Source organism: Neisseria oralis, from assembly GCF_045062685.1.
In the GTDB taxonomy this organism is placed as follows: Bacteria; Pseudomonadota; Gammaproteobacteria; order Burkholderiales; family Neisseriaceae; genus Neisseria; species Neisseria oralis.
Map to the genome: position 1 here is coordinate 1 of NZ_JBJGEB010000006.1, position 21671 is coordinate 21671.

Here is a 21671-nt window from a genome sequence, read left to right on the forward strand (position 1 = left end):
CCTTCTTCCACATCGGTAGTGGTACCGGTGAGGGTCGGCGTGTTGTCGTTGCTCAAATCCGGCGCTTCAACGGTAATAACGGCTGTTGTATCAATTTCACCCGTATCAGAAGCCGTTGCAGTTTTACCTGTAGAATTGGATACTGTTGCAGATACAGTGTATTTGCCATCGGGTAACTGCTCACTCAAATCGACAGCATAGGTTCCTTCTTCAGTGACAGGTACAGTTACGGTATGTGTTGCACCTTTGGAATCAGTAATAACCAGATTAACATTACTACCAATGGCATCAGACGTGCCACTGATATAGGGCGTATTGTCATTGGACACACCATCCGGCGCATTTACGGTAAGTGTAACCACAGCATCAATCATACCTGTATCGGTTGCAGTAGCTGAATTACCGGCTTTATCGGCAACAGTCGCAATAACGGTATATGCGCCGTCCGGCAATTCATTAGGCACTTCCACCCGATAAGTACCGTCTTCCACAACCACTGTACTGACAACCTGAGTCTTACCCTCGCTGTCTTTAACCGTTATTGTAACGATTTGTCCCGCTTCCACATCGGTAGTGGTGCCGGTAATAACCGGCGTCGTATCAACCTGATCATTTGGTGCATCAACTGTTATTGCTGCAAATTTGTCAGAACTATCATGATGGCTGTTTGCTGCAACTGCCGCCGCGGCACCCAACGGAACTAGAGCGGCCAACCACAAAGGATTAAACGCCCACATACTTCCGATAATTTCGCCGCCCAAAGCCTGCCCCGCTACGACTTCTTCAGCCAGCATAGTTACTGCTTCGGAAGGTTCGGCACTTTCGGGAACATAAGGATAAGTTGCACCGTTTTCATGTTGACCGACCAACAGGCTGCTTTTTGACGCATCTGTTGCTTCTGAGTAATAGCCTTCCAAAATCAAATCGGGATTACTGATATCCGAACCTTCGAAAGCAATTTCCAAATTATCGCCCACACGTTTGGTCATGATGTTTTCAGGACCGAATTGTGTAGCTTCATCAATGAATTGGTAGTTCACTTCGGACTGCGCGGGAATACGTAAAACCTCGCCCGAGGCCGTCTGAAATTTAACGGTTTCAACTGTTTCTTTAGCGTTATTGATTTTTAACGTAATGTTTTTAGACATTTTATGTACCTTTTATCGTTTGTTATTTTTCACCGTGCAGAATGATTTCTACACGACGGTTAGGTTGATCGCACTTTTCGCGCGCTTTGGCATTTTTCGGAAAACGTTTGCGGCAATTCGTTACCACCAATTCTCTTTCACCTTTACCTTGCGTACTGATGATATTGCCGTCTAGGCCGCTAGAGGACAGAGCCTGTTTGACGGTTTGCGCACGTTTGACAGAGAGCGCGTCGTTATATTCCGGTTTGCCTTCCGGATCGGTATGGCCGACAACGTTAACACTGGTTACAGCTGCGGGATTTTGTTTGATGTCTTGAGAAATGGTCGAAACTTCGCGCTTGCCCTGTTCCAACATGTCTTGATAGCCCGAACGGTCAAATTTAAACAGTGCCGAGGCTTGCAAATTGTATTTTTTCAATACTTGTGCACATTTATCTTTGCTGACGACGCGCGACAAGGTATGGTTTTGACGTTTTACACCTTTCATTTCCGCTTCGGCTTGTTCAGGGGAAACGCTCTGCAATATAGGGCGGCCACTGCCATCATTGATGACTTTGAAGAAAGACACCGTACCTTCGGGCAGATTGTAGTAATCGCCTGAATGGGCTTTATGCTGGTAGGCAGCATCCTGCTTGGTGAAATCAGCATGGAATTTTTGGTTCTGCGCGCAGATTAATTCCTGACGGTAGGCATTAGGCTGCAATGAACCAAGATATTGGCTGTTGACATAGATATTGACGGTAGAACCTTCAATAGCGTTGGCTTGACGGTAAAATACAACGGACGAACGACCATCCGGCACATCCGTCGTATAGGCCGCATCGGTTGTATCAATCCATGTTTCTTTTTTCTGATGGGCGCAGGCAGACAGCAACACCAGCGGCAGCAAACCCCATAATACGTTACGACACTTCAGCATTTATACGCTCCTGATTATTTGATTAAAAGAAATTTCCGGATATTAAGTTATTAATTTATGAATGACATATAACAGAACAAGGTTTTCAATATTAATTGCATTATCCGGACTGTCGTTATCCATCATTCCTAATATTATGAAAGATGATATAACTTCTATACGTCATTATCCCTTTTGTCATACAAACGGTACTTTAATGTGATAATAGGTAATTGAAAAATAACTATCTATTTATAAAGAAAATCTTTTAAAATCCCGTGTAATTATCCGAAAAATCCCATCAAAGATAGCATATTCCGCAAATTTAAATATCTGAAAGACATAATATTACTGGCGTTACTGATTAAACTGACTCTTTTATGCAACAGCCATAACAATCATATTTCATTCTCTTTTTTCAATACTGCCAATTTCTATATTTATTGAAGAAACTGCTTTCGGAAATTTCTACAAATCCTGAAAACACCGTCTGTTTCCGTTAAAATACGTCTTTTTCCCTTCTCCCCCATGCGCCTGACCCACATCAAACTCTCCGGCTTCAAATCTTTTACCGACCCGACCACGATTCATGTTCCGGGGCAGCTTGTTGCGGTTATCGGGCCGAACGGCTGCGGCAAGTCGAATGTGATTGACGCGGTGCGCTGGGTGTTGGGTGAGGCTTCAGCGAAGCAGCTTCGCGGCGAGAGTATGCAGGACGTGATTTTTAACGGTGCGGCGACGCGCCGTCCTGCGCCGAGGGCTTCGGTGGAGCTGGTGTTTGACAATAGCGACCACAGTTTGCAGGGGGCGTGGGGGCAGTATGCCGAGGTGAGCATCAAGCGGCAGCTGACGCGTCAGGGCGAATCGACTTATTTCATCAACAATCAGACCGTGCGCCGCCGCGACATTACCGATTTGTTTCTGGGGACGGGCGTGGGCGCGCGCGGTTATGCCGTTATCGAACAGGGGATGATTTCGCGCATCATCGAAGCGCGGCCGGAGGAGTTGCGCGCCTATATCGAGGAGGCGGCGGGCGTGTCCAAATATAAGGAACGCCGCAAGGAGACGGAAGGCCGTCTGAAAGACACGCGCGAGCATTTGCAGCGTTTGGGCGATTTGCAGAATGAGTTGGCGCGTCAGGTGGAAAAGCTGGAGAAACAGGCGGAAACCGCCGAACGCTACAAATCCCTGACCGCGCAGTTGAACCAACAACAGGATTTGCTCGATTACGCCCAATGGCAGCAATCGCTTGCCGCCGCCGACAAGGCGACCGCGCAGCATCAGTCTTTGCAGGCGCAGCAGGACGAAACCGCCGCGCAGGTTCAGGCGTTAAACGACGAAGTACACGCCTTGCAGACCGCCGAACAGTCGCAGCAACAGGCGGTGCACGAATTGAGCAACAAACGCGGCGTGTTGCGCGAGCAGATTGCCCGTTTGGAAGAACAAATCCGCCATCAGCAAAACCTGCACCAACGCATCGAACGCGACAAGCAGGCGGCACAGGCGCAGATGCAGCGCATCCATCAGGAGCAGCAGCAAATCCGCGTGCAGCTTGAAGAAAACGAGTTGCAGGCCGAAGAAAAGCAAACCGAATTGGCTGAATGGGCGATGCAGGTTGCCGAACACGAAGAGCGTCTGCCCGAATTGGAAGAAGCTCAAGCCACGCTCAACGCCGCCTTCCAAACCCAGCAGGACGAGGCAAACCGCATCCGCCGCGAACTGGCGTTGAAGCAGCAGCAGCTTGCCCATGCCGAACAAACCGTTGCCAAGCACGAAGAGCGCAAAGGTCTTCTGAAACAGGAAAACCAAGCCCTGAACCTGCCCGACGAGGCCGAAACCGTTGCCGCGCAGGAAGCCGCCGCCTTGTTGCAAAGCCAGCAAGAGCATTACGAAGAACAAATCATTGCCGCCGAAGAAGCCTTACACGCCGCCCGCGAGGCGTTTCAGACGGCCTCAAGCCGCTTCCAAAGCCTGAAGCAGCAACACATTACCTTGCAGGCGCAGCAACAGGCGTTGTCGCAAATCCTGTCGCAACAGCAGGAAGCCGCCGACTTCTGGCAGGCAACCGACCATGCCGCCGCGCCGCAGCTGTGGCAACACATCACCGCGCCCGCCGAGTGGCAGCACGCCTTGTCCGTTATCCTTGCCGAACGCCTGCACGCCCGCGCCGTGCCGCACGGCTTCGTGCCGCCCGCGCCTTTGCCGCAGGGGCAGGCGGCATGGCTTTCAGACGACCTCTCCGGCGGCATCAAAAAATCCCTGCCCGTACAGGCATTGCTGAATCAAATCCAAGCGCAGCCGCCGTTTCAGACGGCATTGCACCACTGGCTCGACGGCGTATTGTGCGCGCCCGATTTGAGCTACGCCCTCGCGCATCAAAACGATTTGGGCACACACCAAATCTGGCTCACGCCCGAAGGCCATCAGGTTGATAAAGTCAGCGTCCTGCTCTATGCCAAACCCGCGCAGGAAAGCCTGATTGCCCAAAAAGCGCGCCTTGACGGCATCGCGTCCGAACTGGAAAACCTCGCCCCCGAACTCTCCGCCGCCGAAGCCGCGTTCAAACAGGCGGAGGCTGCCGTGCGCTCGTCCGAAGTGCAACATAAAAACCTGATGCAGCAGCAACAGCAGCACACGCGCCAATACAGCCAGGCGCAGCAACGCGCCGCCGAACTCTTGGCGCGCACCAACCAAGGGCAAATCCGCCGCGAACACATCGCCCGCGAACTGGCGCAGTTAGCGGAAGAACAGACCGTGTTGCAACACACGTCCGACGGGCTTTCAGACGACATCGCTACTTTGCAGGAAGCCGCCGCCGAACTCGAACACCAACAGCAAACCACCGCACACAGCCGCCAAGAGCAACAAGGCCGTCTGAAACAGGCGCAGCTTGCCCTGCTGGAAGCCAACCGCCAATACGGGCTGGCCGAAGTCGCCGTCCACAAGCTTAACCAGCAAAAACAAAACTACCAGCAGCAAATCTCCCGGCTCGAACAGCAAACCCTGGACTGGCAGGAACGCCAGCAAGAGCTTGCCCTTGCCTATGAAACCGAGTTCCAAAACGACGAGCAGCACATCAAGCTCGACGAGCTGACCGAAGCCGTGCACACGCTGGATGAAGAATACATCGCCGTGCAGGAAAAACTCGCGCAGATTCAGGAGCAGGGCAGGGAGCAATACGCCCGCGTACAAGCCCTGCAAACCAGGCTGCCGCAGCTTCAGGCAGCAACGCAAACCGCCCTGTTGCAGCAGCAGGAAGCCCTGATTAACGCCAAACGCTACCATCAAAACCTGACCGAACGCGCCGCTGATTTGGATGCGCTCGAAGCGTTGGCGCAAGAATCGCCGAAAGTATTGAACAGCAGCATCGGCAGCCTCACCCAGCAAATCGAAGCCCTCGGCGCCGTCAACCTCGCCGCCCTGCAAGAACTCGAAGAAGCGCGCGAACGCGACGGCTACTACCGCAGCCAGAGCGAAGACGTGCAGGCAGCCATCACCCTTTTGGAAGAAGCCATCGCCCAAATCGACGACAAAACCAAAGCGCGCTTCAAAGAAACCTTCGACGCCGTCAACGGCAAAGTCCAAACCTTCTTCCCCACCCTGTTCGGCGGCGGCGAAGCCACCCTCAAAATGATAGGCGACGACCTCCTGACCGCCGGCGTGTCCATCATGGCGCGCCCGCCCGGCAAGAAAAACAGCACCATCCACCTCCTCTCCGGCGGCGAAAAAGCCCTTACCGCCATGAGCCTCGTGTTCGCCCTGTTCAGCCTCAACCCCGCCCCCTTCTGCCTTCTGGACGAAGTCGATGCCCCGCTGGACGATGCCAACACTTCGCGTTTCTGCAACTTGGTCAAAGAAATGTCGGCGCAAACCCAGTTCCTCTACATCTCCCACAACCGCCTGACCATGGAAATGGCAGAACAGCTGGTCGGCGTAACCATGCAGGAAAAAGGCGTATCGCGCGTCGTCGCCGTGGACATCAAACAGGCGTTGGAAATGGCGGAGCCGGCCTGACAGGGTTTTCCGGCACACAAAAGGCCGTCTGAATGTTTCAGACGGCCTTTTTTCCAATATGTCCGTTCCGTTCAACTCGAGCAGCTTACCCGGACAGGCGTACTGCCCGCAGGCGGCGGTTCGGCGAAATCGGCGAACTCCGTACGCTCTTCAAACGGGTTTTCCAAGCAGCGGCGCAGGCGTTCGATTTCGCGGTAGTCGCCGCTTTGCGCCAAAACAATGGCCTGTTCGGCAAGATGGTTACGCAAAACGTACAGCGGGTTGGTGCGGTTCATGCGTTCCGCGCGTTCGGCGGGACGGCTGTTTTCGCCGCGCAGCCGCCGTCGGTATAAACCCAGCCAGAGATTGAACACCGGCGTTACGTTGCCGCCGAACAGGTTTTCCAATTCAAGCGGCAGCGGGTCGCCGTGGACATGGCTGATTTTGGCCAGATGCCTGAAAAACAGGGTGAAATCGACGCTGCCGTCCTGCAAGGCGGCAAACAGGTCGGCAATCAAGGCATCATCGCCGCTTTCGGCGTGTTGCAAACCGAGTTTTCCGCGCATTTTGTGCAGATAGGCCGTCTGAAAAACATCGGGCCACTGTTCGAGCGTTTGATTGATAAACTCTTCGGGCACAAGGCTTTCAAAGCAGTTGGCCAGTGCGGAAAAATTCCAGTGCGCGATATAGGGCTGGGCGTTGTAGGCGTAGCGGCCCTTGCCATCGGAATGATTGCTGACATGATGGCGGTCGTAGGCGTCCATAAAACCGAACGGGCCGTAGTCTATCGTCATCCCCAGCGCGGACATATTGTCGGTATTCAGCACGCCGTGGCAGAAACCGACGCTCTGCCATGCGGCGGCAAGCGAGGCGGTGCGAAGGCCGATTTGGTGCAACAGTTCGGCGTAGGGGTTGGCGGCGGCACGGCAGTCGGGATAATGATGACGGATCAGAAAGTCGGCGAGCAGTTTCAATTCGGCTTCGCGGCCTTGGTAAAACAGGTATTCGAAGTGGCCGAAGCGGATAAAGCTCGGTGCGACGCGCGTCAAAACGGCGGCGGTTTCCTGCCGTTCGCGGTACACGGGGTCTTGGCTGCCGCACAAGGCCAACGCGCGCGTGGTCGGGATGCCCAAACCGTGCATGGCTTCGGAACAGAGGTATTCGCGTATGCTCGAACGCAGCACCGCGCGGCCGTCGGCAAAGCGGGAATACGGCGTTTTGCCCGCGCCTTTGAGCTGCCATTCCCAACGCCGGCCGTGCCTGTCTTCAGAATCGCCCAGCAACAGCGCGCGCCCGTCGCCCAGCCGCGGGGTATACGCGCCGAACTGATGGCCGCTGTACACGGTTGCCAGCGGCTGCGGCCGGTAATGTTCCGCGCTGCCGGAGAGATAGGCGAGGTTGGAGGCCGTCTGAAAATCCTCATCCAAGCCCAATGCTTCCGCCAAACGGGGATTGAAGGCCACCCAATATGGCCGGTTCAAGGGTTCGGGATTGACGCTTGAGTAGAATGTAGCGGGCAACTCGGCAAACTGCGGCGGTTGCAGGGAAAGATTGCGGGACATGGGAAATCCTGACGGGCGGTTGTTTTTGCCGGCACGATAGCACATTCAGCAGGCAATAGAAACCCAGATAATGATTTGAAAAATCTATTCCGCACGATACACCGCTCCCCACCCTTCAGGCCATCCGTTTGGCGCGCTGGCAAATATGATTGGTTTATGTCAAAATAAAAGCGAATAATTCTCATCCTTTCTTACCCGTCGTTTCAGACGGCCTCATCCTGCCTGGAGACACAATCAAAATGTTACGTTTCACCGCTCTTGCCGTATGCTGCGCTTTGGCATTAGGCGCATGTTCGCAGAAAGATTCCGCCCAGCCCGCCGGTTCCGCTTCCGGCGTGATGGCGTCCGCCAAAATCGAAGGACCGAGCGTTACGGTCAAAACCACACGGGGCGAGGCGGCCGTTCCGCAGAATCCGGAGCGCGTCGCCGTGTACGACTTCGGTATGCTTGATACTTTAAACAAGCTGGGCGTGCCGACGGGCATGTCCGTCGACAAAAACCTGCTGCCCTATCTCGACGCCTATTTCAAGCAGACCAAACCGGCGGGAACGCTGTTCGAACCTGACTATGAGGCGTTGAACGCCTACAAGCCGCAGCTTGTCATCATCGGCAGCCGCACGGCCAAAGCGTTCGACCAACTGAGCCGGATTGCCCCCACCATCGAAATGACCGCCGACACCGCGCACCTGAAAGACAGTGCGAAAGAGCGCATCGACGCGCTGGCGCAGATTTTCGGCAAACAGGCGGAAGCGGACAAATTGAAAGCGGAAATCGACGCTTCGTTTGAAGCGGCCAAGGCCGCCGCCCTGGGCAAGGGCAAGGGGCTGGTGATTCTGGTCAACGGCGGCAAGATGTCCGCCTTCGGCACCGGCTCGCGCCTGGGCGGCTGGCTTCACCAAGACATCGGCGTGCCTGCCGCCGATTCCTCCATCAAGGAAAAGGGCAACCACGGCCAGCCCGTTACGTTCGAATACATTAAAAAAACCAATCCCGACTGGTTGTTTGTACTGGACCGTTCTGCCGCCATCGGCGAGGAAGGTAAGGCGGCCAAAGACGTTTTGGACAATCCGCTGGTGGCCGAAACGACGGCTTGGAAAAAGGGACAGGTGGTCTACCTGCCGCCGGAAACCTACCTTGCCGCAGGCGGCGCCCAGGAATTGCTGAATGCGTCCAAACAGGTAACGGAAGCGTTTAACGCCGCCAAATAAACCGACAGCGCGGAATCTGGCATGGCGGCAGTGGGATTTCAGACGGCCTGTGTGCCGCAACGGCAGTCTTGTCCCTTTTCCGCCCCCTTCCCGCCGCTCGGAAAGAGTAGATTACCGAATATGGCCGTTACTGTTTTTTAGATATTTCACTATACTGTTTCAGACGGCCCCGTCCTGCTTTTGAGGCCGTCTGAAAATGTTTTCACACTGGAGAAACTGCTCATGAAACTCTACCGCTACCTCACCGGACCGGACGACGCCTCGTTCTGCCGCCGCGTTACCGAAGCACTGCAAAACGGCTGGGAGCTGTACGGCAACCCCACCCTCACGTTCGACGGCGAACACATTATCTGCGGGCAGGCCGTCGTTAAGGAAAGCGACGGCGGCTACGACCCGGAAAAACCGCTGTCGGAATACTGACCGGACGCGCCGCCGGTTTTCGTTTTTGTTTTTCAGACGGCCACGATGACGGTTTGAGGCCGTCTGAAACCCGTCCCCACCGAACCTATGTCTCCGAAACCTTCTTATTTCAACCTGTCGAACCTGCTGGCGCTGGCGGTACTCTTTATCGTCAGCCTCTCCGTCGGCGTTGCCGATTTCAGCTGGCGGCACGTCCTTTCGCTGTCGGACGACATGCGGCTCATGCTCGTCAGCCGCCTGCCGCGCACGTCGGCCCTCGTGTTGACCGGCGCGTCGATGGCGGTGGCGGGGATGATTATGCAGATTCTGATGCGCAACCGCTTTGTCGAACCTTCGATGGTCGGCGCCAGCCAGAGCGCAGCGCTGGGCCTGCTGCTGATGTCGCTGTTTTTCCCTGCCGCGGCGCTGATGGGGAAAATGGCAGTGGCCGCCGCGGCCGCGCTGACGGGGATGCTGCTGTTCATGGCCTTAATCCGCAGGCTGCCGCCGACGGCGCAGCTGATGGTGCCGCTGGTGGGGATTATCTTCGGCGGCGTGATTGAATCGGCGGCGGTGTTTATCGGTTACGAAACCGATATGCTGCAAATGCTCGGCATCTGGCAACAGGGCGATTTCTCCGGCGTGCTGCTCGGCCGCTACGAACTGCTGTGGTTCACCGGCATACTGGCGCTGGCGGCCTATCTGATTGCCGACCGGCTCACCATCGCTGGCCTGGGCGAAACGGTCAGCGTCAACCTCGGCCTGAACCGCAATACGATATTGTGGTCGGGATTGGTTATCGTCGCGCTGATTACCTCGCTGGTGGTGGTTACCGTCGGCAATATTCCGTTTATCGGGCTGGTCGTGCCCAACATCGTCAGCCGCATCATGGGCGACAGGCTGCGCCGCAGCCTGCCGGCGGTCGCCCTGCTCGGCGCGTCGTCGGTTTTGTTGTGCGACATCATCGGCCGCGTCATCGTGTTTCCGTTTGAAATCCCCGTGTCCGTCGTGTTCGGCGTAGCGGGTACGGTGCTGTTTTTGTGGTTATTGCTGAGGAAGCCCGCCCATGCCGTCTGAAAACCATATCGGATTCATGCAGGGCAGCAGCCGGCCGCTGTGGACGGCGGCCGCCCTGCTGCTGGCTTCGTGCGCCCTGTTCCTTACGCTGGACGCGGGCGGCAACTGGGATTTCGTGCTGCCGCTGCGGCTGGGCAAACTCGCCGCGCTGCTGACGGTGGCCTATGCCGTGGGCGTGTCAACCATGCTTTTCCAGACGCTGACCAACAATCCGATTCTCACTCCCTCCATCCTCGGCTTCGATTCGCTGTACATCTTTTTGCAGACGCTGCTCGTGTTTGCCCTCGGCGGCGCGGGTTATTCGCAGTTGCCGCCGGCGGGCAAGTTCGGCTTCGAACTGGTTGCGATGATGGGCGGCTCGGTGCTGCTGTTTTTCATCCTGATGAAACAGGGCGGGCGCGATTTGGCGCGGATGATACTGATAGGGGTGATTTTCGGTGTTTTGTTCCGCAGCCTTTCGTCGCTGCTGCAACGCATGATAGACCCGGAGGAATTTGCCGTCGCCCAGGCCTATACCTTCGCTTCGTTCAATACCGTCAACCAAAAGCTGCTCGGCATCGGTGCGGCGGTCATCGCCGCCAGCGTGTTCTTCGTCTGGCGCGAACGCCACCGCCTCGACGTCTATATGCTCGGCCGCGACCAAACCGTCAATCTGGGCATAAACTACACGCGCAATACTTTGTGGATATTGCTCTGGATTGCCGCGCTAACCGCCACTTCCACCGCCGTGGTCGGCCCGGTCAGCTTCTTCGGCCTGCTCGTCGCCGCGCTGACCAACCACCTCGCCTCCAGCATGAAACACGCCATGCGCCTGCCGCTGGCCTTCTGCACCGCGGGCATCCTGCTGGTCGGCGGGCAAACCCTGTTCGAACACCTGCTGGGCATGAAGGCCGTATTGAGCGTGGTGGTCGAATTTGCGGGCGGGCTGGTGTTTTTGTATTTGATTTTAAGGAAACGGAAATAAACAGGCCGTCTGAAAACGCGGCACCGCCCGCCCTTTGTGTTTTCAGACGGCCTCATAAGGAGATGGTCATGACCCAGGTAAAATACCCCGAATTTTTCAATCGGGCACCCGTATTGCGGGTGCAGGACAAGCTCGCCGAATTTCTCGGCGCGGCGGAGCACGGCATCATGGAATACCGCTATGCCGACGCCGTGCGCCTGTGCGGGCATTCCTGCCCTACCGTCGCCGGCGCTTATCTGATGGTGCTCAAAGGCTTGCAGGCGCTGTACGGTACCGAGCTGCCGCAGCGCGGCGAAATCGAAGTCGCCATGCAGGGCGCGCGCGACGAGGGAACGGTCGGCGTAACCGCGGCCGTCGCCCAGCTTCTGACCGGCGCCGCGCCGGAAACCGGTTTCGGCGGCATCGGCCCGCGCGGACGGTTTTCCCGCCGCAACCTCTTGAGTTTCGACGCCGGCACCGACGCCGTGCTGACCCTGCGCCGCAAAGACAACGGCAAAACCGTCGCCGTCAGCCTCAACGCAGGCATGTACCCCTTCGCGCCCGAAATGCGCGAACTCATGCCCAAAGCCGTCGGCGGAGCGGCCACGCCGGAAGAACTCAAACGCTTCGGCGAACTCTGGCAGGCGCGGGTGAAGGCGTTTCTGCTGGATTTGGCCGACGACCCGCAATTTGTGGACGTGCGCGAGGTTTAGTCCCGTATTGTTCAGACGGCCCCATCACCCGTTTTAAACAAACATACCGCCTTCATTCCAACACACACCGTTCAGACACCATGATCAGCATCCGCAACGTCAGCCACAAAATCGGCTCCCAACTTATCCTAGACGATGTCAGCCTTGAGATTCCGCAGGGCGGGATTACCGCGCTTATCGGGCCGAACGGCGCGGGCAAATCGACGCTGCTGTCGTTTATGGCGCGCCTGCGCCCGCTGGAACACGGCCGGATCAGTTATGCGGGCAAAGACGTTTCCTCCACGCCGACCGCCGAACTGGCCAAAACGCTGTCGATTCTGACGCAGGAAAACAGCATCATGAGCCGCATCACCGTGCGCGACCTGCTGATGTTCGGACGTTACCCCTACCATCAGGGCAGGCCGTCTGAAACGGACAAGGCGGTTGTCGGAAACGCGCTTGGCGAGTTCCGGCTCGAAAGTTTCGCCGACCGCTACCTGACCGAGCTTTCGGGCGGGCAGCGGCAGCGGGCGATGATTGCAATGGTGTTCTGCCAATGTACTGACTATGTGCTGCTGGACGAACCGCTGAACAATCTGGACATGTACCACGCCCGCGCGCTGATGCGCCTGTTGCAGCGGCTGACGCACGAACACGAGCGCACGACGGTGGTGGTGCTGCACGACATCAATCAGGCGGCGGCGTATGCGGATTTCGTGGTGGCGATGAAAAACGGCCGCGTAGCCCTGACCGGCAGGCCGGAAGAGGTGTTTACGGAAGAAAATATCAGGGATTTGTTTGATATGGATGTGGCGGTGCTGGATTATCAGGGCAAGAAGCTGATTGTGCACCATGTTTGACGGCGGCAAACCGCAAAAGGAAAGGCCGTCTGAAAAGGACGTAATCCGTTTTCAGACGGCCTGACGGCAACTACGGGGACCGGCCTTAAGCGTTGCCCCACACTTCTTCTACGATGCTGCGGATCAGCGCCAGTTTCTTCCACTGCTCTTCCTCGGTCAGCACGTTGCCCTCTTCGGTGGAGGCGAAACCGCATTGCGGGCTGAGGCATAACTGGTTGATGTCCACATACTGCGCGGCTTCCCTGATGCGCCCGATAACGGCGTCGCGGTCTTCCAGTTCGCCCGATTTGGACGTTACCAGCCCCAGCACGACCTGCTGGTTTTTAATGAAGCGCAGCGGTTTGAAGCTGCCGGCGCGGTCGCTGTCGTATTCCAGAAAAAAACCGTCGACGTTGCAGCCGCCGAACAGGATTTCGGCCACCGGTTCGTAATCGCCGCTGGAGAACCATGTCGAACGGAAATTGCCGCGGCAGACATGCATGGTAAGCACCATATCCGCCGGCGCGGCGGCGCGGATGTCGTTCAGCATCTTCACATAGCTGCGGGCGGTCGCATCCACATCCACCCCTTGCGCCTGATACAGCGCGCGTTTTTCTTCCGAACAGAACTCGCCCCACGAAGTGTCGTCAAGCTGGAGGATGCGGCAGCCCGCATCATACAGCGCGTTGACGGCTTTGACATAGGCTGCGGTAATGTCGGCCAGCAGCAGGTCGTTGCGGCCCGCATAGCGTTCGATAAGCTGCGGGTTGGGCGTGCGCACGCAGGTAATCAGGTGCAGCATACTCGGCGACGGGATGGTGAATTTCACCGGATGGCCGCCCGCCTCTTCCTGCAATGCCTTGAAATGCGCCAAAAACGGATGCGCGTTCGGAAATTCGATTTTGCCGGTGATTTTCAGGGTAACGGGGCGGTGCATGTGCGCTTGGAATTTGGTGCTGTATTCTTCCGCCTCCGCCAGCTCCACGCCCAGCAGTTCGAACAGGAAATCCAGATGCCACCATGTGCGGCGGAACTCGCCGTCGGTTACGTTGGGCAGGCCGACCGCTTTTTCTTTGGCAATCAGTGTGGCGATTTCCCTGTCTTCGACGCGGTGCATCTCTTCAAGGCTGCATTCGCCGCAGGCGCAACGGCGGCGCGCCTGCTTCAGGGAGTCGGGACGCAGGAAGCTGCCGACGATGTCGAAACGGTAAGGGGCGCGGGTGCGCATAACGGCATTGGGAAAGAGTTTGCTCATGATGTTCCTTTAATAAGAAAACAAAATCCTATCGGGTTAAGTATAGCAGAAAGCAAAACAGACAGGCCGTCTGAAAAGGGTTTTCAGACGGCCTGTCCGTTATCTTCGCATCAAACGCGGGAAGGCCTACTCTATCCCCGCCCATTTGTGCGTCTGCACGCTCAACTGCCAATGCACGGGCGCGTCGGGACGGCTGTTTAAGATACCGATTTGGCGGATGGTGTCATAGATATTCATCACGCCGTTTTGTTCGCAGGGCGAAAGGTAGTAATGGCGCGCGCGGATTTTGCGTTCCATGTTTTCGCAAAACGCAACGACATCGCCGTCCGCCACGATGCGCACTTCGTCGGCTTCGGCGATGCAGTTTGTTTCGTATTTGTCGGCATAGCAGGCTTTGGGGCTGGTGGCGACGTAGTCGATTTGCGGCGGCGCGGGTTTGAGGCCGTTGGTTTCGATACAGAGGAAATAGCCTTCGGCTTTGAGCGCATCCAGCAGCGTATTGAGATGCGGCTGAATGGTCGGCTCGCCGCCAGTAATGATGATATTGCGGGCGGTGTAGGTTTTCAGACGGCCTAAGATGTCGGACAGGCTCATCATGCCGAATTTCAAATAATCGGTATCACACCAGCCGCACGCCAGATTGCATTTGCCCAAACGGACGAAAACGGCAGGCATTCCTGTATTCCAGCCCTCACCTTGCAGGCTCTCGAAAATTTCAACGATGCGGTATTGCGGATTTTCGGGGGCGACGCTGATTTTTTTCATACCGCCAACACCGCCGCCGCTGCCAGCATCGCGGGCAGACCTTGTTTGACGAGTATGCCTTTGTTGCCGGAAGAGAACGCGCCCCATGCGGCGGCAATCAATACGAAGCCGAGAAACAGAATCGTCGCCCCGTAAACGGCGTTGTCCGGCGCGGCAAACCGCGACCAAATCAGCCCGATGCCGAGAAAGCCGTTATACAGCCCTTGGTTGCTGAACAGAGTCTGCACGCGCTTTTGTTCCATAAATTCATAAGGCAGCTTGAACATTTCCGCCGCTTTTTCGCTGGGAATCTGCGTCATTTCAAGCCAGGCGATGTAGAAATGTTCGGCGGCGACGAGGAGGACTAAGAGGGTGGAGAGGAGTTTCATGGGTGTTCCTTTTAATGGGTGTGTTGGTATGGAAGGCCGTCTGAAAAAACGGGGAATCCGTACAGAAGAAAAAACCATTTTACGGTAAGCAAATAAGGACGCCCCACACCGTCATTCCCGCGCAGGCGGGAATCCAGAGGGTTGGAATTGCTGCAATTTTTAAATATTCCTGAAAAACCAAAGTCTGGATTCCCGCCTGCGCGGGAATGACGCGGTTGGGCATGCCTTATTTGAATTTACTATATCGATACGTGCAAGATATTCCCTACTCCCCTTCATATTCCGCACACGATGTCGGCGTTTCCCACAATTTCACGCTGCACACTTTCAGCCCCGCGTTTTTCAAACGGTCATACATTTCGACCGCCATATTTTCGGCAGTGGTGCGGCAGGGCAGACACAGGGTTTTCATGTTCCAGCCCTCCAAGAGCGCGGCGATTTGGCACTCGCGGCCGTTGCCGCCGTTGTAGATAAACGCGTGGTCGAAGGGGTCGGCAATGTGTTTTTTCACAATGGCTTTGAGGTCGGTGAAATCCATCACCATGCCGTCTTTCGGCCCGCCCCTGACGGGGTCGTCTGAAACGGTGATTTCGAGTTTGTAGGTATGCCCGTGCAGGTTTTGGCATTTGCCGTCATGCCCGTCGAGCATGTGCGAGGAGTCGAAGGTGAATATCTTGGTAATTTTCATGGTTTGTTCTTTGCAAACACAGCGGATAAATTATTTTTCAACAAAACAGCCGCCGCAGGACTAATCCAGCCATCTGAACGCGCGGCGCAGTTCGTCCGTGCCGCCGGTTTCATAGCAGCGGCCGTGCGCCAGTATGATTTTTTCGGGCTGCCAGTCCAGCATCTGCTTCAGGCAGGCGCGGGCGGCGGTTTTGTTTTTGAAGGTGGCGCGCCAGTCGGCGGGGGCTTTGCCGTCGGGGTCGGCGATACCCGTCAGTTTCATCACGCCCGCCCAAAAGCGGTTGGGAAATTTGGCGGTTTCGAAGTTTTCAATCAAATCGGCCAGTATCAGGGTTCGGCTCGCGCGGTGGAAAAACACGGTTTCCTCCATCGCTGCGCTGCCCGCAAACGGCATTTGCGCCAAATCGTCCGCCCATTGCGGCGGCGCGGCGGCACCGAGGTCGGCATCGAAACAAACGGCAATATGCTGCGACGCCGCCCGTTCGCGCACGCCCGAACTTGCCCACGCAAGCGCCTGCGGGTAATGCCGTTTCCACGCGGCGATGTGGGCGTAGTGGATTTTGTTGGGCGAAACCAGATGGCGGACTTCGCCGAGCGCGTCGATTTGCCGCAGCAGTTCGGGCACGGGTTCAATCGGCGAATGGCACCACAACCCGCCGTCGTTCAGGCGCACGACGGTCATGCGGGTGCTGAACGGCACTTTGATACCCAGCGGAAAATTCATGTGTATGACTTTTCCGTCGGCAATCCAGATGCCGTCTGAAAAAGGTTTCAGGGTATGGAGCGGGTGGTAGAAATGGATTTTGTCGGTCATGACGGCCCTTACAGTTGTTCTCGGCTTATTATTCGACCGCCCTCTTGCCTCAGACGTTCCCACTACGGACGGAACACTTTTTTCAGACGGCCTTTTTGCTTCCCAAATATTCCGTCAGCCCGCGCCTTGGTCAGGCACTCCAGCAAAAGCAAAAAATTGTCAGGCTGTCCGTTTTAAAATGAACTTTCCTAACCAACAGCCCACTAAATTCAAGTAAGACAATTCAAAATACAGGTTGAGCGACTGCCAGCATGTGTTTTGAAAACATCTTACGGCGTTTTTTTAAACAAAAGGAGTTAATTATGACTGTTTTAAATTCACATGAATTGGAACAAGTTTCTGGTGGTTTCTTGCCCCTTATAGCCGCTGGTGTTATTGGTATCGGCTTAGTTATCGCAAACTCACCACCTGCATACTAAAAGTATAGCAATACCGCTCAGGCCGTCTGAAAACCGTTTTTCAGACGGCCTTTTTGCCTTCCAAATATTCCGCCAGCCCGCGCTCGCGCAACACGCAGCTTGGGCATTCGTGGCAGCCGCCGACGATGCCGTTGTAGCAGGTGTGGGTCTGCTCGCGGATGTAGTCCAGCGCGCCCAGTTCGTCCGCCAGCGCCCAAGTTTGCGCTTTGGTCAGGTACATCAGCGGGGTGTGGATTTGGAAGGCGTAGTCCATCGCCAGATTGAGGGTGACGTTCATGGATTTGACGAACACGTCGCGGCAGTCGGGATAGCCGGAGAAGTCGGTTTCGCACACGCCCGCGATGATGTGCCTGATGCCTTGTCCTTTGGCGTAGATGGCGGCGTAGAGCAGGAACAGGGCGTTGCGTCCGTCCACGAAGGTATTGGGCAGGCCGTCTGAAGCGGTTTCGATGGCGGCGGTGTCGTCCATCAGGGCGTTGTGCGTAATCTGCTGCATCAGGCTCAAGTCGAGTACGGTTTGTTTGACGCCCAAATCCTGCGCAATCCAGCGGGCGCGATCCAGCTCGACGGCGTGGCGTTGTCCGTATTGGAAGGTGATGGCTTGGACGTTTTCGCGCCCGTAGGTTTGAATCGCCTGAATCAGGCAGGTGGTGGAGTCCTGACCGCCGGAGAAGATGACCAAGGCTTGTTGGTTTTGCATGGTGAATCCTAGTTTTGGTAACGCGGGAGGTTTGCGAACCGCGTGGTGGGAAAGTTGACGGATTATAACGGATTTCGTCTATAATCGCGGCACTTTGTTTTTTTCATACGGCATAATGATGAGCATCTACGCCCTTAAACCCAAATTCCAAAACCTGCTGCGCCCGCTGGTGCGCGCGCTTTATAACCGCGGTGTAACCGCCAATCAGGTTACGCTGGCGGCTTGCGCGGTGTCGGTCGCGGTCGGGCTGCTGCTGTCGCTCGGCGCGCAGGTTCCTGCCTTGTTTTGGCTGTTGCCCGTGTGGCTGTTTGTCCGCATGGCGTTGAACGCGGTGGACGGGATGCTGGCGCGCGAGTTCGGTCAGCAGTCGGCATTGGGCGGCTATCTGAACGAAATCACCGATGTTGCCGCCGATGCCGCGCTGTATCTGCCTTTCGCCTTTATCGCCCCGTTTGACGGCGCGCAAATCGGCCTGTTTGTCTGGCTTGCGGCAATGACCGAATTTTGCGGCGTGTTGGGGCAGGTACACGGCAACGGTCGGCGTTATGACGGGCCGTTCGGCAAGAGCGACCGCGCGTTCTTTATCGGCGTACTGGCGGTGTGGTATGCGGTGGCGGGCAGCTTCCATGCGGTTTTCTACATCGTCATGTGGCTGGCTTGCGCGGCATTGGTTTACACCTGCTATAAGCGCGTCGTCAATGGTTTGAAGGCCGTCTGAAAATCGTTTCTCTCTCTTCCATTCCATTGATAACACGACAAACTTTATGCAAAAAACTTCGCACATCATCCCTTTGCTGCTCACGGTTTTCATTGCCGCACTTATCGTCTGGTCGGGCATCAACCCGTCCGACCGCGCCGTTTGGTACGCCGAAATCCTCCCCGTTTCCACCGTATTTGTCGCGCTTATCGCCACTTACCGCCTGTTCCGGTTCAGCAATCTGGCTTATGTATTCATGAGCTTCTGGCTGATTATGCACACCATCGGCGCGCACTACACCTTCGCCGATGTCCCATTCGATTGGGCAAACCGCCTGCTTGCGCCGTTCTTAGGCGAAGGGCGCAACCATTTCGACCGCGTCGGACACTATATCATCGGTTTCTACGCCTATCCGATGGCGGAATGGCTGTTGCGCCGCAAAATCTGCCGCCCTGCCCTTGCCCTGTTTTTCTCCCTGTTCTTCATCATAAGTGTCGCCGCCATTTACGAAATCATCGAATGGCAGTATGCGGTGATTGAGGGCGGCGAGGCGGGGCTGGAAGTGCTCGGTTCGCAAGGCGATATTTGGGACGCGCAAAAAGACATGCTCGCCGACACGCTGGGCGCACTGACTTCGCTGGCAGTGTTTGTGTTCGCGCGGCCGGACAAGCGGCTCGGCAGCCGTTGAATAAGGCGGAAAACAGCCCAAAATCCTTCAAAGGCCGTCTGAAAATCAGTTTTCAGACGGCCCTATCATTCATTATCCGTTTCAACCGCCTGTCCTACCGATACCCTCTGCGCATTTTTTCATGTCATAATGCGCGCCTCGCAGGATATATCAATCAGGAGCCACCATGCAGGAACAGCAAAAACACTTCGCCACCCAAGACGGCACCGAACTTTTCTACCGCTACCGCCCCGCTGCCGACGGTTCGGCCGATAAAGCCATCGTGCTGTTCCACCGCGGCCACGAGCATTCCGGCCGGATGATGTTTGTTGCCGACGAACTCGGTTTCGACGATTTTGCCTATTTCGCATGGGACGCGCGCGGTCATGGCCACAGCCCCGGCGAACGCGGCGACAGCCCCAGCATCGGGACTTCCGTTGCCGATGTGGACGATTTTATCCGCCACATCCAAAGCGAATACGGCATCAAACCCGAAAACATCTGCGTGATCGCGCAAAGCGTCGGCGCGGTATTGGTGTCCACTTGGCTGCACGACTACGCGCCGAAAATCCGCTGCGCCGTATTGGCATCGCCCGCATTCAAAGTCAAACTCTACGTCCCTTTTGCCCGCACCGGCTTGAAAATCATGCAGAAATGGCGCGGCAATTTCTTTGTCAACAGCTACGTCAAAGCCCATTACCTGACCCACAACCAAGAACGCCAAACCAGCTACGACAACGATTCGCTGATTACCCGCGCCATTTCCGTGCGCATCCTGCTCGGTTTGTACGAAGCCGCCGAACGCGTCGTCGCCGATGCGCAGGCCATTACCACGCCCTTGCAGCTTTTGATTTCCGGCAGCGACTGGGTTGTTCACCACAAACCGCAACACGATTTCTACAACCGTTTGGGCAGCCGCATCAAAGAACGCCATATCCTGCCCGGCTTCTATCACGACACATTGGGCGAACAAAACTGCGAAATCGCCTTTGTCGAAATGCGCCGCTTTATCCGCGAACGTTTCAATCAGCCTTTATATCAAGTTGATTTGACCCAAGCCCACTTGCACGGCGAAAGCCGCCGCGAAGCCGACGAACTGGCCACGCCTTTGCCTATTTGTTCGCCGCGCGGCGCATTCTGGGCGGCTTACCGCGCTTCCCTCGACCTCGGCGCGCGCTGGAGTGAGGGTTTGAAAATCGGCAAGGAAACCGGCTACGACTCCGGCAGCACGCTCGATTATGTGTACCGCAACCAGCCGCAGGGCAGCAACGCCTTTGGTGTGGCGGTGGACAAACACTATCTCAACGCCATCGGCTGGCGCGGCATCCGCCAACGCAAAACCAATATCGGCAAAGCGATTCAGACGGCCTCTGCCAAGCTGCGCGAAGCGGGCAAACCGGTACATGTTCTCGATATTGCCTCGGGACACGGCCGTTATGTGCTCGACGCGCTGACTGCCGACACGCTGCCCGATTCCGTGCGCCTGCGCGATTACAGTCCGATTAACGTTGAAGCCGGCCGCAAACTGATTGCCGAACGCGGTCTGCAAGACACGGTTACCTTCAACGAAGTCAATGCCTACGACCGCGCCAACTATCAGGATTTGCAGCCCCGTCCCACGCTGGGCATCGTTTCCGGCCTGCATGAATTGTTTGCCGACAACGATTTGATTTTGAACTCGCTCTACGGCTTCGGCGATGCGATTGAAACAGGCGGTTACCTGATTTACACCGGCCAGCCGTGGCATCCGCAGCTCGAAATGATTGCGCGCGCACTGACCAGCCACAAAGCGGGCAGCCCCAACTGGGTGATGCGCCGCCGCAGCCAGCAGGAAATGGATCAGTTGGTCGAGAAAGCCGGTTTTGAAAAAATCCATCAGTGGATAGACGAAGACGGCATTTTCACCGTGAGCCTGGCTGTGAAGAAATAAAAAAATAAAGGCCGTCTGAAAACGCAAAACGGTTTCAGACGGCCTTTGATAGAAAAATATTAGTTGCTTACAGGCGAACAGTTTTTCACGATGAAACGGCCGCCCGGAGCGGTCAAGCCCACCACGTCGGAAGTGGTGTGGGTGTTTTTGTCGATATAGCCGGCAGACAAGGAGTAGCCGCGACGGTTGGTAAAGGTGGTACCAGTGCTGTCAGACTGCTTTTTGTTCACAGTAAGATTAGCCTGCGTTCCGGCGGCATTGACCGCAACGTTTACCGCTCTGCCTTGGCGGTCGAATTCATACAGTGCGTTCAACTGTTTGCCGTTGTCGCAAGTATAGGAAACCATGCCTGCAGGCGCAGCCACAGCACTCAGGGAAACGGCAGCCAGCGCCGCCGCAGTAACAACAGATAATAATTTCATAATTGTATGACTCCATATTGAGCATCAGGAAATTTTTCAGGTAGCCTAAGCCGCCCGTGCTGCGCTAAAACAGCAGGCCGTATTGTATCCTTCCGAGAATAATATTCAACTCATGCAACGGTAAAATAATATTATGCTTCCGATATGGCAGATTAACTTAATTTCCGCGACGGTACTGGCCCATCTTG

The 21671-nt window shown here is 56.0% G+C and carries 21 protein-coding genes; 11 read left to right on the plus strand and 10 right to left on the minus strand.

Annotation, left to right across the window (positions count from 1 at the left end):
* On the minus strand, positions 1-1148 hold a 1148-nt coding region (locus tag ACI43T_RS06910; protein ID WP_405386109.1), incomplete at its 3' end, for an Ig-like domain-containing protein.
* Between the two features lie 22 nt (positions 1149-1170).
* Positions 1171-2067, minus strand: a complete 897-nt coding sequence (locus tag ACI43T_RS06915) for an OmpA family protein (RefSeq protein WP_293275922.1) — start codon at positions 2065-2067, stop codon at positions 1171-1173.
* A 507-nt stretch (positions 2068-2574) separates the two neighbouring features.
* On the opposite strand from ACI43T_RS06915, the gene smc reads away from it, so the two are divergent.
* The gene (smc, locus tag ACI43T_RS06920) at positions 2575-6060 is read left to right on the plus strand and encodes a chromosome segregation protein SMC (RefSeq protein ID WP_377079513.1); all 3486 of its coding nucleotides are present in this window, start codon (positions 2575-2577) and stop codon (positions 6058-6060) included.
* A gap of 71 nt (positions 6061-6131) precedes the next feature.
* Here the strand turns inward: smc and ACI43T_RS06925 are convergent, their stop codons facing one another.
* The gene (locus ACI43T_RS06925) at positions 6132-7601 is read right to left on the minus strand and encodes a protein adenylyltransferase SelO (RefSeq protein ID WP_377079514.1); all 1470 of its coding nucleotides are present in this window, start codon (positions 7599-7601) and stop codon (positions 6132-6134) included.
* A gap of 239 nt (positions 7602-7840) precedes the next feature.
* Here ACI43T_RS06925 and ACI43T_RS06930 point away from each other — a divergent pair, with 239 nt between their 5' ends.
* The 6 genes from ACI43T_RS06930 (at position 7841) to ACI43T_RS06955 (ending at position 12780) form a co-directional block, all read left to right on the plus strand.
* Positions 7841-8809: a siderophore ABC transporter substrate-binding protein gene (locus tag ACI43T_RS06930; protein WP_009174802.1), complete on the plus strand. Its 969-nt coding sequence runs from the start codon at positions 7841-7843 to the stop codon at positions 8807-8809.
* Between the two features lie 222 nt (positions 8810-9031).
* On the plus strand, positions 9032-9229 hold the full coding sequence (locus ACI43T_RS06935) for a DUF1737 domain-containing protein (protein ID WP_003767583.1): 198 nt from the start codon (positions 9032-9034) through the stop codon (positions 9227-9229).
* An 87-nt stretch (positions 9230-9316) separates the two neighbouring features.
* On the plus strand, positions 9317-10285 hold the full coding sequence (locus tag ACI43T_RS06940) for an ABC transporter permease (protein WP_405386113.1): 969 nt from the start codon (positions 9317-9319) through the stop codon (positions 10283-10285).
* Positions 10275-11249, plus strand: coding sequence for an iron chelate uptake ABC transporter family permease subunit (locus tag ACI43T_RS06945; protein WP_405386115.1), 975 nt, complete (start codon positions 10275-10277; stop codon positions 11247-11249). The genes ACI43T_RS06940 and ACI43T_RS06945 overlap by 11 nt, the downstream gene beginning before the upstream one ends.
* A 68-nt stretch (positions 11250-11317) precedes the next feature.
* Positions 11318-11941 (plus strand): FmdE family protein, encoded by a 624-nt coding sequence (locus tag ACI43T_RS06950; RefSeq protein ID WP_377079518.1) that lies wholly within the window; start codon positions 11318-11320, stop codon positions 11939-11941.
* An 80-nt stretch (positions 11942-12021) separates the two neighbouring features.
* On the plus strand, positions 12022-12780 hold the full coding sequence (locus ACI43T_RS06955; RefSeq protein WP_377079519.1) for an iron ABC transporter ATP-binding protein: 759 nt from the start codon (positions 12022-12024) through the stop codon (positions 12778-12780).
* Between the two features lie 85 nt (positions 12781-12865).
* On the opposite strand, the gene ACI43T_RS06960 is transcribed toward ACI43T_RS06955, so the two are convergent.
* The 5 genes from ACI43T_RS06960 to ACI43T_RS06980 all read right to left on the minus strand — a co-directional run bounded on the left by ACI43T_RS06960 (position 12866) and on the right by ACI43T_RS06980 (position 16648).
* The gene (locus ACI43T_RS06960) at positions 12866-14014 is read right to left on the minus strand and encodes a 5-methyltetrahydropteroyltriglutamate--homocysteine S-methyltransferase (RefSeq protein WP_405386117.1); all 1149 of its coding nucleotides are present in this window, start codon (positions 14012-14014) and stop codon (positions 12866-12868) included.
* A gap of 126 nt (positions 14015-14140) precedes the next feature.
* Positions 14141-14779, minus strand: a complete 639-nt coding sequence (locus tag ACI43T_RS06965; protein WP_405386119.1) for a 7-carboxy-7-deazaguanine synthase QueE — start codon at positions 14777-14779, stop codon at positions 14141-14143.
* Positions 14776-15147 (minus strand): DUF1304 domain-containing protein, encoded by a 372-nt coding sequence (locus tag ACI43T_RS06970; RefSeq protein ID WP_405386121.1) that lies wholly within the window; start codon positions 15145-15147, stop codon positions 14776-14778. Before ACI43T_RS06970 ends, ACI43T_RS06965 begins: the two co-directional genes overlap by 4 nt.
* Before the next feature lie 265 nt (positions 15148-15412).
* Positions 15413-15835 (minus strand): 6-carboxytetrahydropterin synthase QueD, encoded by a 423-nt coding sequence (queD, locus tag ACI43T_RS06975; RefSeq protein WP_405386123.1) that lies wholly within the window; start codon positions 15833-15835, stop codon positions 15413-15415.
* Positions 15836-15895: 60 nt separating this feature from the next.
* Positions 15896-16648, minus strand: coding sequence for a DUF4336 domain-containing protein (locus ACI43T_RS06980; protein ID WP_377079523.1), 753 nt, complete (start codon positions 16646-16648; stop codon positions 15896-15898).
* A 302-nt stretch (positions 16649-16950) separates the two neighbouring features.
* On the opposite strand from ACI43T_RS06980, the gene ACI43T_RS06985 reads away from it, so the two are divergent.
* Positions 16951-17067, plus strand: a complete 117-nt coding sequence (locus ACI43T_RS06985; RefSeq protein WP_377079524.1) for a class IIb bacteriocin, lactobin A/cerein 7B family — start codon at positions 16951-16953, stop codon at positions 17065-17067.
* Between the two features lie 40 nt (positions 17068-17107).
* Here ACI43T_RS06985 and queC read toward each other — a convergent pair whose 3' ends face one another.
* Positions 17108-17767, minus strand: coding sequence for a 7-cyano-7-deazaguanine synthase QueC (gene queC, locus ACI43T_RS06990; protein WP_377079525.1), 660 nt, complete (start codon positions 17765-17767; stop codon positions 17108-17110).
* 118 nt (positions 17768-17885) lie between these two features.
* Between queC and ACI43T_RS06995 the strand changes: the two genes are divergently transcribed.
* From ACI43T_RS06995 to ACI43T_RS07005, 3 genes are all read left to right on the plus strand, one after another.
* Positions 17886-18485: a CDP-alcohol phosphatidyltransferase family protein gene (locus tag ACI43T_RS06995; RefSeq protein ID WP_377079539.1), complete on the plus strand. Its 600-nt coding sequence runs from the start codon at positions 17886-17888 to the stop codon at positions 18483-18485.
* Positions 18486-18531: 46 nt separating this feature from the next.
* A complete protein-coding gene (locus ACI43T_RS07000; RefSeq protein WP_405386126.1) occupies positions 18532-19152 on the plus strand; it encodes a DUF2238 domain-containing protein in 621 nt (206 codons plus the stop codon).
* Between the two features lie 166 nt (positions 19153-19318).
* On the plus strand, positions 19319-21061 hold the full coding sequence (locus ACI43T_RS07005; protein ID WP_405386128.1) for a bifunctional alpha/beta hydrolase/class I SAM-dependent methyltransferase: 1743 nt from the start codon (positions 19319-19321) through the stop codon (positions 21059-21061).
* A 59-nt stretch (positions 21062-21120) separates the two neighbouring features.
* Here the strand turns inward: ACI43T_RS07005 and ACI43T_RS07010 are convergent, their stop codons facing one another.
* Positions 21121-21483 carry an ACP-like domain-containing protein gene (locus ACI43T_RS07010; RefSeq protein ID WP_009174817.1) on the minus strand — a complete coding sequence of 121 codons (363 nt, stop codon included), beginning with the start codon at positions 21481-21483 and terminating at the stop codon, positions 21121-21123.
* Positions 21484-21671: the final 188 nt, after the last annotated feature.

Excerpts from the sequence above, each read along its gene's own strand:
- ACI43T_RS07000 (WP_405386126.1), top strand. The coding sequence starts at position 18,532 with ATGCAAAAAACTTCGCACATCATCCCTTTGCTGCTCACGGTTTTCATT.
- ACI43T_RS06950 (WP_377079518.1), top strand. The coding sequence starts at position 11,318 with ATGACCCAGGTAAAATACCCCGAATTTTTCAATCGGGCACCCGTATTG.
- queC (WP_377079525.1), bottom strand. The coding sequence starts at position 17,767 with ATGCAAAACCAACAAGCCTTGGTCATCTTCTCCGGCGGTCAGGACTCC.
- ACI43T_RS07010 (WP_009174817.1), bottom strand. The coding sequence starts at position 21,483 with ATGAAATTATTATCTGTTGTTACTGCGGCGGCGCTGGCTGCCGTTTCC.
- ACI43T_RS06955 (WP_377079519.1), top strand. The coding sequence starts at position 12,022 with ATGATCAGCATCCGCAACGTCAGCCACAAAATCGGCTCCCAACTTATC.
- ACI43T_RS06935 (WP_003767583.1), top strand. The coding sequence starts at position 9,032 with ATGAAACTCTACCGCTACCTCACCGGACCGGACGACGCCTCGTTCTGC.
- ACI43T_RS06915 (WP_293275922.1), bottom strand. The coding sequence starts at position 2,067 with ATGCTGAAGTGTCGTAACGTATTATGGGGTTTGCTGCCGCTGGTGTTG.
- ACI43T_RS06940 (WP_405386113.1), top strand. The coding sequence starts at position 9,317 with ATGTCTCCGAAACCTTCTTATTTCAACCTGTCGAACCTGCTGGCGCTG.
- ACI43T_RS06960 (WP_405386117.1), bottom strand. The coding sequence starts at position 14,014 with ATGAGCAAACTCTTTCCCAATGCCGTTATGCGCACCCGCGCCCCTTAC.
- smc (WP_377079513.1), top strand. The coding sequence starts at position 2,575 with ATGCGCCTGACCCACATCAAACTCTCCGGCTTCAAATCTTTTACCGAC.
- ACI43T_RS06930 (WP_009174802.1), top strand. The coding sequence starts at position 7,841 with ATGTTACGTTTCACCGCTCTTGCCGTATGCTGCGCTTTGGCATTAGGC.
- ACI43T_RS06945 (WP_405386115.1), top strand. The coding sequence starts at position 10,275 with ATGCCGTCTGAAAACCATATCGGATTCATGCAGGGCAGCAGCCGGCCG.
- ACI43T_RS06965 (WP_405386119.1), bottom strand. The coding sequence starts at position 14,779 with ATGAAAAAAATCAGCGTCGCCCCCGAAAATCCGCAATACCGCATCGTT.
- queD (WP_405386123.1), bottom strand. The coding sequence starts at position 15,835 with ATGAAAATTACCAAGATATTCACCTTCGACTCCTCGCACATGCTCGAC.
- ACI43T_RS06925 (WP_377079514.1), bottom strand. The coding sequence starts at position 7,601 with ATGTCCCGCAATCTTTCCCTGCAACCGCCGCAGTTTGCCGAGTTGCCC.
- ACI43T_RS06970 (WP_405386121.1), bottom strand. The coding sequence starts at position 15,147 with ATGAAACTCCTCTCCACCCTCTTAGTCCTCCTCGTCGCCGCCGAACAT.
- ACI43T_RS07005 (WP_405386128.1), top strand. The coding sequence starts at position 19,319 with ATGCAGGAACAGCAAAAACACTTCGCCACCCAAGACGGCACCGAACTT.
- ACI43T_RS06980 (WP_377079523.1), bottom strand. The coding sequence starts at position 16,648 with ATGACCGACAAAATCCATTTCTACCACCCGCTCCATACCCTGAAACCT.
- ACI43T_RS06985 (WP_377079524.1), top strand. The coding sequence starts at position 16,951 with ATGACTGTTTTAAATTCACATGAATTGGAACAAGTTTCTGGTGGTTTC.
- ACI43T_RS06995 (WP_377079539.1), top strand. The coding sequence starts at position 17,886 with ATGAGCATCTACGCCCTTAAACCCAAATTCCAAAACCTGCTGCGCCCG.